Source organism: Fontimonas sp. FW305-C-3 (assembly GCF_058783185.1).
In genome coordinates this window covers 66,799-81,039 of record NZ_JBYSYK010000004.1, presented here as the reverse complement: position 1 = coordinate 81,039, position 14,241 = coordinate 66,799, and the positions used below count along the sequence as shown (strand labels likewise).

Below are 14,241 nucleotides of genomic sequence, written 5' to 3'. Positions count from 1 at the left end.
GGCGCCCGCCGAACTGCTGACCGAGCGCCAGCCATGGACCCTCGTAGCCACGAATATCTGAGCTCCCGCCGGCCGCCTGAATCCGCGGAGCCGGTCCTGCGCGTATTGGCCAGCGAGCTTGAACAGCAGATTCCGGCCGCGCAGCTGCGCTCGCTGGCTTATCTGGCCGGGCGCCGCTTCGGCAGCCAGCGCGGCATCGGCGAGATCAAGACCCTGGCCGACTTCGAGCAGCGCGGCAATGCGGTGCTGTCGGAACTGAGCTGGGGCTGGCTCGCGGTCGAGGAAGCGGCGGGTGCGATCGACATCCTGCACGGCTGCGTGCCGTTGAAGACCTGGTTTGGCGACGCCGCCTTGAGCTGGTCGCCCGGATTTTTTGAAGGGGTTTACGCGGAATGGATGCGCCAGCTCGGTGCCGGCGACCGCCTGGATGTGCGCGAAGTCGCCGCCACGGTCAGCGGCAGCGAAGTGCTGCGCTTCCGCCTCGCCCACGAATCGAGTTTTGCTTGAGTTGGAGTCGGTCACCATGAGCAGCAACAAAGACGGCAACGACGTCGACGCGCTGGTCGCGCATCTGCACCTCGGCACGGTTCGCTACCGCGAATTCGGCACGCCGAAAAGTACGGCCGCGCCGACGCCCGCGGCTGCGGCCAATCCAGCCGCAGCGGTGCCTCCGCCAGCAGCCGCGCCTGCGCCGGTCGTCGCCATCACGCCTGCCGCCGCCGCGAAGGCGCCCACGCCGGTCACGATCGAAGACGACAGCAAGGGCCTGCGCTCGGTCACCGGCAGCAGCCCGCTGGCCTTCACCTTCGAACGCCTGCGCCGCCAGGCCATCGGCTCGCCGATGCGCAAACCGTATCTGTCGCTGGACCTGCCGGAGCGTCACGTCTGGCGTCCGAGCGCGGCGCCGGCACCGCGCCAGCGCCTGCTGACGACGATCTTCGCCGAGATGGAAACCGCCGCGTCGGCACGCGTCCAGAAGCAGGCCTGATTGCCGATGACATCCGCCAGGCCGAGACCGGACTGAAGGCATGCGCTCCAGCCTGATGGGGGTGCTGCTGGCGGCGCTGCTGCTGATTCCGGCCTACGTCTTCATTGCGACTCCGCTGTCGCTGGAGTGGCAGGCGGGCGGCGCCGTCGGCCTGGTGATCGCCGCCTACTTCGTGCGGCGCAGCCGCAGCCGCACCGCGATCATCACGCTGATGATCATCTCGCTGCTCGCGAGTACCCGTTACCTGTGGTGGCGCGTCACCGAGACGCTGCCGATCGGCCCGCAGTTCAACAGCTGGGACCTGTTCCTGTCGTCCGGCCTGCTGTTCGCCGAGTTCTACGCCTACACGATCCTGCTGTTCGGCTACGTGCAGACCGCCTGGCCGCTCGGCCGCCGGCCGGCCGACCTGCCGGACGATCCGGCGCTGTGGCCGACCGTCGACGTCTTCATCCCGAGCTACAACGAACCGCTCGAAGTCGTGCGGCCCACCGTGCTCGCCGCGCTGTCGCTCGACTGGCCGAAGGACAAGCTGAACATCTACGTGCTCGACGACGGCCGCCGGCCGCAGTTCCGCGAGTTCTGCGAGAAGGTCGGCGTCACGCACCTGACGCGCGGCGACAACAAGCACGCCAAGGCCGGCAACATCAACGCCGCGCTGAAGGTCACGCACGGCGACCTGATCACGATCTTCGACTGCGATCACATTCCGACGCGTTCCTTCCTGCAGATGACGGTCGGCTCGATGATCGCCGACCCCAAGGTCTCGCTGGTGCAGACGCCGCACCACTTCTTCTCGCCGGATCCCTTCGAGCGCAACCTCGGCACCTTCCGCACGGTGCCCAACGAAGGCGAGTTGTTCTACGGCCTGATCCAGGACGGCAACGACTTCTGGGACGCCTCGTTCTTCTGCGGCTCCTGCGCGGTCCTGCGCCGCACCGCGCTGACCCAGATCGGCGGCATCGCGACCGAGACCGTGACAGAAGACGCGCACACCTCGCTGCGCATGCACTCGCTGGGCTGGAAGAGCGCGTACATCAACATCCCGCAGGCAGCCGGCCTGGCGACCGAATCGCTGTCCGCGCACGTCGGTCAGCGCATCCGCTGGGCGCGCGGCATGGCGCAGATCTTCCGCGTCGACAATCCGTTCCTGATGAAGGGCCTCAAGTGGGGCCAGCGCATCTGCTACGCCAACGCGATGATGCATTTCTTCTACGGCCTGCCGCGCATCATCTTCCTGACGTCGCCGCTCGGTTACCTGCTGCTCGGCGCCGACATCATCAAGGCACAGGGCTGGATGGTGCTCGCCTACGCCGCGCCGCACGTCGTGCTGGCGACGATGACCAACAGCCGCATCCAGGGACCGTTCCGCCACTCGTTCTGGTCCGAGGTCTACGAGACCGTGCTGGCAACCTTCATCCTGTGGCCGACGCTGCTGGCATTCATCAATCCCAAGCTCGGCAAGTTCAACGTGACGGCGAAGGGCGGCATCGTCAATCGCGACTACTTCGACAAGGACATCGCGCGGCCGTACTACCTGCTGTTCCTGCTCAATTTCATCGGCCTGATGGTCGGTGCCGTACGTCTCTACACCGAAGCCGAGCACGCCGACACGGTGATGCTCAATCTCGGCTGGACGCTGTACAACCTCATCATCATCGGCGGCGCGCTGGCAGTTGCCTCCGAAACCCGCCAGGTGCGCCAGTCGGTGCGCGTGCGCGTGAAGCTGCCGGCGCTGATCCGCAAGGGCCCCGGCGAGCCCGTGCAGGAAATCAACACGCTCGACGTCTCCTACTCCGGCGCCGCATTGGAAGGCGCGCCGGATCTCGGCATCGCCAACGGCGACTCGGTGCAGGTCGTGCTGGTGCCGCGCCGCTCCGACACCTGGCTCAACGCCAAGGTGCGCCGCGCGGGGCAGAAGGTCACCGCCGTGCAGTTCGACGAAATGGACGTCGAACAGGAGAGCGCGCTGGTCAATGCGCTCTACGGCCGCGCCGACGCCTGGATCCAGTGGCGCCAGGGCCAGCCGGAAGACCGTCCGCTGCGCGCGCTCGCCACCGTTGCACGCTACGGCGTACTCGGCAGCTACAAGTTCATGCGCTGGCTCAGCGCCGAATTCTTCCAGCGCATCCTGCGCCGCAGCGGAACGCAGGGCGCATGACATCGAACACTCCTTCCCTTCATCCTCAAGGCCGTAGCGCCTCAGCCGCAGCCCAAAGAGCAGCCCTATGAGTCACACGAGCAGCCCCACGAGCAGAAGCGCCATGTACTCCAGACCGTTCCGCTGGCTGTTGCTGTCGAGCGCGCTGTGCCTGTTGAGCGCGGCGCATGGCGCTGCGGCGCAGAACGCCGTCGCGACCTCCGCGGCCGGCACCGAGACCGAAGTCGAACTGAGCCTGCGCGACCTGGGCATCGACTATCCGCTGCGCCTGAAGACAATTTTCGGCCAAGCCTCGGTACCGCTCAATCTGCGCAGCGACCAGCTCGCACTGGCAGCAACGCTGGAGCTGCGCGTGGCGCACTCGCCGTCGATGCGCCCCGACCTCAGCCACCTCACCGTGCTGGTCAACAGCGAAGTCGTGTGGACGCAGCCGCTCGTCAAGGAAACCTCGGCGGGCACCAGCTACAGCATTCCGATCAATCCGCTGCTGCTGCTCGGCAAGAACGAAATCCGCTTTGAACTTGTCGGCCATTACGCGGCGGAAGGCGAATGCGAAGACCCCGCCAGCTCAACGCTGTGGGCCGACATCTCCAACGACAGCCGCGTGAAGCTGCGTCTGCGCCAGATCGAACTGCCGCCGACGCTCGACAAGATGCCGGGGCCCTGGTTCGAAGCCGCCAGCCAGAAGCGCCTGGTATTGCCGTTCGTGTTCAGCAATGCCCCGGACAGCGGCACGATCCGCGCGGCGGGCATCGTTGCCTCGTGGTTCGGCGCGCAAGCCGACTACCGCGGCGCGGATTTCCCGGTCAGCTTCGGTCCTGCCCCGGACGGCAACGCGGTGCTGTTCCAGACCGGCAGCGCGACGGCGGAAGTCCGCGCGATCCGCAATCCGCGCGATCCCTCCGGCCAGCTTCTGGTGTTCTCCGCGCCTGACGATGCCGGCCTGGTCGAAGTCGCTCAGGCCTTCTCGCTCGGCAGCATGGTCATGCGTGGTGAAGCCGCACGCGTCAGTGAGCTCAAGCTGCCGGATCCGCAGCAGGCCTGGCAGTCGCCGCGCTGGCCGGCGCAGGGCATGCCGATCGCGCTGAAGAATCACCTGCTCGGCCCGGCTTCGGTCTCCGGTCTGAATCCGGGCCCAGTCACCTATGAATTCGCGCTGCCGCCGGACCTGTACTTCCTTGGCAAGAGCGGCGGCCAGATCGAAGTCGGCTATCGCGCGAGCCGCGTGTCGAGTGCGAAGTCGTCGCTGAACATCTCGCTCAACAACCAGTATCTCGGCTCGGCGCTGCTCAATCCGAAGAGCGGCGTCGCCGACGACAACGTCACGCGGCCGCTCAAGCTTGAAGTACCGCCGAGCAGCCTGCAGGCGAAGAATCGACTGATCGCGCAGTACCAGTTCATTCGAGACACCAGCAAGGCCTGCGAAGATTTCCGCTCCGAATCTCTGCAGGGATCGATCGATCCGCGCAGCGAGGTGAAGCTGTCGCCGTATGCACACTTCGCGGAGATGCCGGCACTGCAGAAGCTGGTCAGCGGCGGCTTCCCGTTCTCGAAGTACGCTGATCTTTCGCACACCGCCGTCGTGCTGCCGGATACACCCACCGCCTCCGACATCTCGGCAGCGCTGATCACGCTTGGCCACATCGGCCGCTGGTCGCAGGATGCCGCGGTGCAGTTGCAGGTCGTGACGCTGTCGGCGATCGAATCGGTTGCCGATCGCGATCTGCTGTTGATCCTGCCGGCGGGTGCAGAGGGTCTGCCGGAGAAGTTCGAGGAAGCCAGCGTACTGGGCCTGAGCGCCGACGGCGTCGAGCTGAAGCAGGCTTCGGCGATGGACGTGCTACAGGCCCGCATCGAAGGCCGCCAGGTCCGCGATGCCGAGCACTATGCCGGCCGCGTGCTGGTACAGACCGGCTCCGCGCTCGGCGCCATGCTGCAATTCGAATCTCCGCTCGGTCGCGGCAACAGCGTCGTCGCCGTCTACACGACCGCGACCGCGGATCCGCGCGACGTCGTGCTGGCGATGGTCGATCCCGGCCGCTCGCAGTACGTCGAAGGCGGCCTGGTGCTGGTGACGCCCAAGCAGATCAGCGGCTATCAGCTCGGCGAGACCTACACGGTCGGCAGCCTGCCGTGGTGGTATGCGGCGGTGCGCTGGATGCGCCTGCATCCGTATCTGATCGTCCCGCTCGCGGTGCTGCTCGCGCTGCTCGGCGCGCGCCTAGCGGCATCCATGCTGCGCCGTCGCGCGGCATCACGGGTACCGCCTTCGCAATGAGGCACTGGCTCGCCCAGCTCGGCATGGGTCTGCTGGCGGGACTGACGCTGGCGCAGGCGGCCTGTGCCGACGTCCGTGCGCCGGGCAGGAAATCCGAGTGGCAAGACTGGCGCGCATTCCGCACCGCTTTCGTCACGGAGGAAGGCCGCGTCGTCGACTGGACCACCGGCGGCCGCACGGTCTCCGAAGCGCAGTCGTATGCGATGTTCTTCGCGCTGGTCGCCAACGACGCGGCGACCTTCCAGAAACTGCTGGACTGGACCGAGCGCAATCTCGCCGCCGGCGATCTGACGCGCCAGCTGCCGGCCTGGCTGTGGGGCCTCGGCGACGACGGCCAGCAGAAGATTCTCGATCCGAATCCGGCCAGCGACGCCGATCTGTGGATTGCCTACAACCTGCTCGAAGCCGCGCGCCTGTGGCGCAAGCCGGCCTATGAAGCCAAGGCGCGCGGCCTGCTCAAGCTGGTGCGCGAGCAATCCGTCTGGCAGTTGCCCAATGGCGCGACGCTGCTCAAGCCGGGACCGCAGGGCTTCGACTTCGTCGAGCGGCAGCGGCTCAATCCGTCCTATCTCGTGCCGCTGCAGATGCTGCGCTTCGCCGCGCTGGAACCGGCCGGACCGTGGGGCGAACTGCTGCGCCAGTATCCGGAAGCGATGGCCGCGCTGTCGCCGACCGGGCGCATCCCGGACTGGTCGCAGTATCGCGAGCAACGTCACGAGCTCGACACCGAGAGCGGCGGCCTCGGCAGCTACGACGCCATTCGCGTCTATCTGTGGGCCGGCTTCGGCCCGGCGGCCAATCCGTCGGTGCAGCAGCTGCGCGACAACCTCAAGGGCTATGTCGACATGGTCGACCAGGCCAAGCGCATCCCGGAGAAATGGGCGGCGCGCAGCAGCTGGATCGAAGGCACCGCGCCGGTCGGCTTCGACGCGGCGCTGCTGCCGTACTTCCGCGCGGTCGGCAACGAGGCGCTGCTCAAGCGCTCGCGGCAGCGCGTACTCGATACGCACGAGCAGGATCTCTATGGAAATCCGGCACGCTATTACGATCAGGTCTTGGTGCTGTTCGGCAAGGGATTCGACGATGGCTGGTTTCACTTCGACGCGAGTGGGAGGCTAGTCCCGGCATGGCACAGCTGAAACAGGTTCTGACCGTTGCCGTGCTGCTGGCCTGCGGCGGCAACGCGCTGGCGCAGGATCCCGCTGCGCTGGAGCAGCTGGTGCAGCAGGCGCAATTCCTCGAGAGCCGCAACCGCCCCGATCTGGCGCGCGAAGCCTGGCTGCGCGTGCTCGCCTCCGACGCCAACAACATCACCGCGCTCGAGCACCTGATCGACCTCGAAGCGCGCAACGGCAGCGCCGCGGCCGCCGCCAGCTACGAGTCGCGCCTGCGCGCGCTCGCACCGGATTCACCGGCGCTGCAGCGCCGCGCTTCGGGCGCGCCCGCGACGTCCAAGCGCGATGCGACGCTGACCCAGGCCCGCGAACTCGCCCGCAAGGGCGACGCCGATGCCGCCATCGCCGCCTACGCGTCGCTGCTCGATGCGAACGGCAAGCCGCCCGCCGATGTCGCGCTGGAGTACTACGAGACGCTGGCCGGCACCAGCAGTGGCTGGGATGCCGCGCGCGACGGCCTGCGCAAAGGCATGACCGACAATCCCGGCGACCCGCGCTATGCGCTCGCCCACGCCCGCGTGCTGACCTATCGCGGCGGCACGCGCAGGGAAGGCATCCAGGCGCTCGATGCGCTGGCCGAGCGCACGCCAGCCCTGCGTGCCGAAGCGCGCACCGCGCAGCGCAACGCGCTAGTGTGGCTGCAGGCGACCGAAGCCGATCGCGGTCTCTATGAGCGCTACCTCGCCGCTGCCGGCGAAGACAAGGAGCTGGCCGAGAAGCTGGCGAATCTTTCCAGCCAGCAGAAGGCGCAGGCGCAGGCGCGCGCCGACGCGAGCCGCGCGGAAAGCCTGCGCGCCGGCTACGACGCGCTGGAAGCCAACGACATCGGCGGCGCCGAGCGCTTCTTCACGGCACGACTGAAGCAGAACGCCAGCGACGCCGATGCATTGGCCGGACTCGGCCTGGTGCGCCTGCGCCAGCAGCGCTTCGCGGAAGCGGATACGGCGCTGTCGCAGGCCGTCGCCGCCAAGCCGTCGCTGCGCAAGGATTTCAACACAGCGCTGACCAGTAGCCGTTACTGGCATCGCGTTGTCGATGCCCGCAATGCCCAGCAGCGCGGCCAGTGGCGCGCGGCGGCACAGTCCTACGAGTCGGCGCTGGCGCTGCAGCCTTACGCCGATCCCGACGTGCGCCGCGACTACGCCGCCGTGCTGCGTCAGCTCGGCGATGTGGCGAAGGCCGAACGCGTACTGCGCGAAGGTCTCGCACGCGAACCGGATTCCGCGCCGCTGATCGGCGAGATGGCCGAGCTGCTGCTCGCCCAGCAGCGCGACAGCGAACTCGATCAGCTGCTGTCGAAGTCGCGGCAGTCGTCGGCGCCGCTGCGCAAGGTGCAGGTCGAACTGCTGCGCGCCCGTGCGGCGAATGCCGTCGCGGCCGGCAAGAACTCGCAGGCCGAAGGTTTCCTGCAGCAGGCCCTCGCCGCCGCGCCGGAGGATCCCTGGATTCGTCTCGACCTCGCGCGCCTGTACCGCGGCATGGGTCGCAGCGTCGATGCCGACACCCTGCTCGAGAATCTGAGCAGCACCGATCCGCAGGCGAATCCGGACGCGACGCTCGCGCAGGCCTATGCGCTTGCCGAAGCGCAGCGCTGGTACGAGACACTGATCGTGCTCGAGCGCGTGCCGGCCGAGCGCCGCGATGCGGCATCGGTGCGCCTGCAGCGCAGCAGCTGGATCCAGTATGAGCTGCAGCGCGCAACGCAGGCCGCGGCGATCGGCGAATCGGTGCAGGCGGTCGAGTATCTCAACGGGGCGATTGCCGCCGCCGGCGAAGATCCCGAATACGCCTCGGCGATCGCGCAGGGCTGGAGCGCGATGGGCGATCCGGCGCGCGCCGTCGCGGCACTGCGCAAGGCCTTCGCGCAGAAGACGCCGGCGCCCGGCGCTTCGATCCAGTACGCCGCGCTGCTGCTGCAACTCGGCCAGGATGCCGAGTTCGAAGCGGTGACCACCGCGCTGATCCGCGCCAACACGATGTCGGCCGCGCAGCACAGCACGCTGGAAGACCTCATCGTCGGCTATCGCATCAAGCTCGCCGATCGCCTGCGCGAGAAGGGCGATCTCGCCGCGGCGTATGCGCAGCTGCGCGAAGTCGTCATGCGTTATCCGAACCAGCCGCGCGTGCAGATGGCGTTGTCGCGCCTGTTCATCAGCGCCGGCGATACCGACAAGGCGCTCGCCATCGCCAACGCGATGCGCCGCAGCCATCCCGACGATGCCGAGGTCCGGCTCAGCGCGATCGATGCCGCGCTTGCCGCCGGCGACCGCGATGCCGCCGACGAATGGATCGCCGAGGCGCGCGCCAGCGGCGCCGACGATCCGGCGATCGACCGCGCTGCCGCGCGGCTCGCCGATCAGCGCGGCAATCGCGCCGAATCCCTGCGCCTGCTGCGGCGCGCCGCGGACCTCGAGGATCGCGAACGCCGCGACTCGGTCATGCCGGTGCTGGTGCTGATCGACCCACGCACGCAGAGCGAAGTGCATCTGCCGGATCCGGTTCGCGAACTGCTCAACGACAATGCCGAGTCGGTCGGCCCGCTGCTGCCGCGCGCCGGCGATGCAGGCCCCGCTCCGGGCGGCGCCGCGGCGAGCCGCTTCGGCGGCTTCCGCCTCGATTCCGCCGTCGGCGGCAAGAACACGACCGCCGCCATCGCCAAGGCCGACAGCAGCGCCGACCGCGACGGCCTGCAGCTGCGCCTCGACAACAGCAGCCAGCGGCTCGCCTCAACGCGGCCGAGCGAAGCCGAACAGCTGCAACGCCTCGAAGCCGGGCTCGCGCCCTGGGTGGCCGGCAGCTTTGCGACGCGCAGCCGCCAGGGCGAGGCCGGCCTGTCGCGCCTGCTGGCGATCGAGACGCCGATCGATCTCGCGTCGCGCGAGTTCGAGGCCGGCCGCCTCGGCGTCCGCGCGCGCCCGGTGATTCTGGACTCGGGCACGCCGGCCGGCCGCAACACGGTGCGCTTTGGCACCGGCGCACTCGTCAACGGCGAACTCGACGAGGACCAGCAGTCCGCCAACGGCATTGCGTTCGCGCTCGACTACAACATCGGCGAGCTGAGCCTCGACGTCGGCACCACGCCGCTGGGCTTCGACATCGAGAACTTCGTCGGCGGCATGCGCTGGCTGACGCGGCCGACGACGGAGCTGCAGATCACCGGCGAGCTGTCGCGCCGCGCGGTGACCGACAGCCTGCTGTCGTATGCGGGCACCACCGATCAGTTGACCGGCCTGCGCTGGGGCGGCGTCGTGCGCACCGGCGGCCGCGTCGATGTCGCTTACGACCTCGACAGCTACGGCATGTACGTGAGCGGTGCCTACTACGGCCTCGGCGGCCGCAATGTCGACGAGAACAGCATGCTCGAGTTCGGCGGCGGCCTGTTCTTCCGCGTGCTGCAGAGCCGCCGCGCCGGCGATGTCACCGTCGGCCTCAACCTGACGAGCTTCGGCTACGACCGCAATCTGCGGCATTTCACCTTCGGCCACGGCGGCTACTTCAGCCCGCAGTTCTTCACCGCGGTCAACGTGCCGATGAGCTGGACCGGCCGCCGCGGACGGCTCGACTACCGTGTCGACGCCGCGCTCGGCCTGCAGACCTTCCGCGAGGATGGTGCGCCGCTGTATCCGGGCTTCCCGGCGCTGCAGGACGAGTTGGAGGAGATCGTCGAGTTCGAGCCGACCAACGACATTCCGCTCGGCTATGAATCGCAGAAGGTCTCGGGCCTCGGCTACAAGTTCGGCGCGACGATGGAATTCCGCTTCAACGATCGCATGTCCGCCGGCGGCCTGGTGTCGCTCGACAACGCGCGCGATTACGAAGAGACCGTCGTGCATTTCTACGTTCGCTATCACTTCACCGATCGCGACGGCACACGCGGCGCATTCTCGACGCCCGACCTGCAGCGCGGAGCCCTGCCATGAACAGCATGATCAAGCTGCCGCTCGCCGCGCTGTCGTTGCTGCTCGCGGCGAACGCCGGCGCCCAGGGCGAAACCCTCGGCCTGCTCGAATCCGGCCGGCTCGACAGCGCGATGGCGCAGCTCGAGGCGGATCTCGGCGAAAACCCTTACGACGCGGTGGCGCTGAACAACCTCGCGGTGGCGCGGGCGCGCAGCGGCGAAGTGTTCTCGGCGCTGGACCTGCTCGACCGCGCCGCGCGCCTGGCGATCGACAACCCGACGATCGCCGCCAATCGCGATGCGCTGCGCGACTGGATCGCGCGCCGCATCGACGCCGACCGCCAGCAGATCGTCATGCTCGACGGCGACACGCCGCGACTGCCGGCGCCGCCGGCGCTGTGGGCACGCTAGCGGCCTCACACAGCACCGACGCCATCGACACAGGCCGCAGGCCCGGCTGAGGCATCAGTGCCGGGTGGCGCGCATCGAGCCGCGCGCCTTCTCGGCACGTGCCGCACCGATCGCGGTCTTCACGTGTCTGCGCTCTTCGGGCGGCGGCAGCACGGCGCGCAGGCCCAGCGACTTCATCCACAGTTCGCGGCACCAGCCCTTCGAGTGATCGAGGTGCTCGTCTTCCTCGTCCTCGACCTCGTCGACCGCGGTCTGCAGGCTCTGGCGCTCATCGCCCTTCAGGGCCCGCGCAACCTGGTTGAGCAATTCCCAGTTGGCGTGATCCTTGGTCTCGGCGAGCACGACGGTTTCGCAGGCGACGAGTTCGGCGAGATCGGCATTGCCGGTCTTGCGCGCCTTCATGATGGCGCTGACCAGGGCCCTGCCGTTCTCGCGAACGTTCGGCCGCCCCGGCGTCTCAGCCTCGGGATCGAGACCCAGCTCCTCACAGACGGTCAGCAGCACACGCTCGTGCTGACGCGTCTGGTGCAAATAGGCGCCGAACTCCTTCTTGAGATCGGCATTGCGGACGGTCTCGACGGCAAGCAAGTAGACATCGATGCCGCCGCGCTCGTGCTCCAGCGCCTCAAGGACCAGATGCTGCATCTGCTTGTTCATGACAAAAACTCCGAATCACTGGCTAGGCGACTAGGGTGGCGTCTGCCATTGAATCGGAACTGAATCGCAAGTGCTTGTTATGCGCCCGCTTTTCCTGGGCACGCGAATTGCGCCGCCGTCGCGGCGCCGATTGCAGGGTGTGACGTTCGTCATGAGCGCCACATTGCAGTTTTGTGTAGGGAGCGAGCCTGTGCATCCATTGCTGGCCTATGCACGTAAGCCCCTTTTCGAGGTGTCCCCCGAACGGAGAGAGCAATGCGAAATACAAGCACAACCTGGGTGCTGCTGGCAGTTTGCACCCTGACTTCCGGCCTCACGGCCTGCAACAGCGGCGACGACAACGATTCCACTCCACTGGCAGCCGATACCTATGCACTGACCAGTAACAACCGCCTGGTGGCGTTCAACCGCACCGATCCCGAAGTGCAGAGCGCGAGCAGCATCACCGGCCTGCAGTCCGGCGAGACCGTGCTCGGCATCGACATCCGTCCGGGCGGCACCCCGGCCGGCCAGATCATCGCGCTCGGCAGCAGCGGTCGCCTGTATTCCATCGATCCGGACAGCGGCGCCGCGACGCTCAAGTCGACACTCGCCGCCGATCCGGCGGACACCAGCAATCCGTACACGACCCTCGGCACCGGCGACTTCGGTGTCGACTTCAACCCGGTCGTCGATCGTCTGCGCGTCGTCAACGACAGCGGCCTCAACCTGCGCATCAACGTCGACAGCGGCCTGGTCACGACCGATGGCACGCTCAACGAATCCGGCACTGCCAAGTCCGGCATCAGCGCGGCGGCCTACACCAACAGCTTCGCCTCGACCTGCCGCACCACGCTGTTCTACATCGACAGCACGAACGGCAGCTTGCTGACGACCTCGGATCCGAACAACGGTGTCGTCACCAGCGTCGGCAGTCTGGGCAGCGGCGCCAGCAGTGGCGTCGACGGCTTCGAGATCGCCACCGCAGCCGATGGCACGAACAGCGCGTTCGCCGTTCTCGGCGGCAGCAGCGGTTCGAGCATCTCGTCGATCAATCTGACGACCGGTTCGGCCTCGGGCGCAATGAGCGTCACCGGTCTTGCCGCGGGCGAAACCCTGCGCGGCCTCGCGATTGCAGCGCCCGCGACCGCTCCGGCCCAGTCTCTCGGCGAACTCGCCGCGGTCACGGCCTCCGGCAAGCTCGTCTCGTTCACCAGCGCGGCACCGCAGAAGCTCTGCACCGGCCCGACCGCGATCGGCGGCCTCGGCAGCGAGACCGTGCTCGGCGCGGACCTGCGTCCGGCCAACGGCAGCCTCGTGGTCCTGAGCAGCGCCGACAAGCTGTACACGGTGAACCCGGCGACCGCCGCGGCAACCCTGCTGTCGACGCTGAGCGCCGATCCGGCCGATGCCAGCGCACCGTTCTCGGGCGTTAGCGCCGGCGCTGTCGGCGTCGACTTCAACCCGCTCGTCGATCGCCTGCGCGTTGTCGGCGCCGACGGCCAGAACCTGCGCATCAACGTCGATACCGGTCTGGTCACGACCGATGGCGCGCTCAATGGCGCCGTCACCGGCGCGGCTGGCGCGGCATACACCAACAGCCTCGGCAGCGCCGGCACAATCGGCACGACGAGCCTGTTCGTCATCGATACGACGACCAATACGCTGGCGCTGCAGAATCCGCCGAACGACGGCGTGACGACGGCGATCGGTGCGCTCGGCGTCGATGCCGACTCGGTCGACTTCGAGATCAACGGCCGCAGCGGCGCGGCGCTGGCCGCAATCAGCGTTGCCGGCGCAACGGTCTCCGACCTGTACAGCGTCAACCTGGCGACCGGCGCGGCAACCCGCATCAACGGCATCGGCACGTCCGGCGGACTGACCGAGAAGGTCAGCGGCATCAGCTATACGGCGAATCCGGTCGTGACGGTGTTCGGCGTCACCAACAGCAACCGTCTGGTCCGCTTCACGCCGCAGGCGCCGGGCACGCTGACCGACGATCGCGCGATCAGCGGTCTGCAGGCCAACGAGAACGTCGTCGGTATCGACGTCCGTCCGGCCAACGGCGACCTGGTCGCGGTGACCGACGCCAACCGCCTGTATCGCATCGACCCGGCAACGGGCGCGGCGAGTGCGGCGACGCCGCTGGTTGCCGCCGCGGGCGATGCCTTCGACGGCCTGACGCCGACGGCCGCCGTTGCCGCCGACTTCAATCCGGTCGTCGACCGTCTGCGCATCGTCAACACGGCCGAGCAGAACCTGCGCGCCAACGTGACGACCGGCGCCGTCATCACCGACACGCCGTTGCTGCCGGCCGGCAGCGTGTTTGCCGCGGCCTACAACAACAACTTCAGCGGCACGCTGACGACCACGCTGTTCACGCTCGATTCGGCCAGCGATTCGCTGCTGATCCAGGGCAGCGTCGGCGGCGCCCCGGTCAGTCCGAACACCGGCGTGCTGACCTCGGTCGGCGCGCTCGGCATCAACGTGTCGGACATCGGCGATCTGGAGATTGCCGGCGGCACCAACGGCATCGTGCTGGCGGCGCTGCAGACCTCCGGCGGTGGCTCCGAGCTGTATCGCGTGAACCTCGCGACCGGTGCGGCGACGCCGGTCGGCGTGGACGCGGCAGCGAGCGCGATCGGACCGGCCGGCACCGCGCCGCTGGTCGGCCTCGCGGTTCTCGTCAAGTAAGCA

9 protein-coding genes are annotated in these 14,241 nt (G+C 68.1%); 8 read left to right on the top strand and 1 reads right to left on the bottom strand.

All coding sequences use genetic code 11. The features are described from left to right. Window positions 1–33 precede the first annotated feature (33 nt). The 7 genes from bcsD to AC3WUF_RS15850 all read left to right on the top strand — a co-directional run bounded on the left by bcsD (window position 34) and on the right by AC3WUF_RS15850 (window position 10,908). Entirely contained in the window at window positions 34–507 is a 474-nt protein-coding gene (bcsD, locus tag AC3WUF_RS15880; protein ID WP_492427345.1) for a cellulose biosynthesis protein BcsD, read from the top strand. 16 nt (window positions 508–523) lie between these two features. Beyond that, window positions 524–988 (top strand): hypothetical protein, encoded by a 465-nt coding sequence (locus tag AC3WUF_RS15875; protein ID WP_492427343.1) that lies wholly within the window; start codon window positions 524–526, stop codon window positions 986–988. Between the two features lie 40 nt (window positions 989–1,028). Then, on the top strand, window positions 1,029–3,146 hold the full coding sequence (bcsA, locus tag AC3WUF_RS15870; RefSeq protein ID WP_492427341.1) for a UDP-forming cellulose synthase catalytic subunit: 2,118 nt from the start codon (window positions 1,029–1,031) through the stop codon (window positions 3,144–3,146). A gap of 103 nt (window positions 3,147–3,249) precedes the next feature. Beyond that, entirely contained in the window at window positions 3,250–5,424 is a 2,175-nt protein-coding gene (locus AC3WUF_RS15865) for a cellulose biosynthesis cyclic di-GMP-binding regulatory protein BcsB (protein WP_492427339.1), read from the top strand. Next, window positions 5,421–6,563 (top strand): cellulose synthase complex periplasmic endoglucanase BcsZ, encoded by a 1,143-nt coding sequence (gene bcsZ / locus AC3WUF_RS15860; RefSeq protein ID WP_492427337.1) that lies wholly within the window; start codon window positions 5,421–5,423, stop codon window positions 6,561–6,563. Before AC3WUF_RS15865 ends, bcsZ begins: the two co-directional genes overlap by 4 nt. Beyond that, on the top strand, window positions 6,551–10,519 hold the full coding sequence (locus AC3WUF_RS15855) for a cellulose biosynthesis protein BcsC (protein WP_492427335.1): 3,969 nt from the start codon (window positions 6,551–6,553) through the stop codon (window positions 10,517–10,519). Before bcsZ ends, AC3WUF_RS15855 begins: the two co-directional genes overlap by 13 nt. Next, complete coding sequence (locus tag AC3WUF_RS15850; protein ID WP_492427333.1) at window positions 10,516–10,908, top strand: hypothetical protein; 393 nt, start codon at window positions 10,516–10,518, stop codon at window positions 10,906–10,908. The genes AC3WUF_RS15855 and AC3WUF_RS15850 overlap by 4 nt, the downstream gene beginning before the upstream one ends. Before the next feature lie 54 nt (window positions 10,909–10,962). Here the strand turns inward: AC3WUF_RS15850 and AC3WUF_RS15845 are convergent, their stop codons facing one another. Continuing rightward, window positions 10,963–11,565, bottom strand: a complete 603-nt coding sequence (locus AC3WUF_RS15845; protein WP_492427331.1) for a hypothetical protein — start codon at window positions 11,563–11,565, stop codon at window positions 10,963–10,965. A 255-nt stretch (window positions 11,566–11,820) separates the two neighbouring features. Between AC3WUF_RS15845 and AC3WUF_RS15840 the strand changes: the two genes are divergently transcribed. After that, a complete protein-coding gene (locus AC3WUF_RS15840) occupies window positions 11,821–14,238 on the top strand; it encodes a DUF4394 domain-containing protein (protein WP_492427329.1) in 2,418 nt (805 codons plus the stop codon). Window positions 14,239–14,241: the final 3 nt, after the last annotated feature.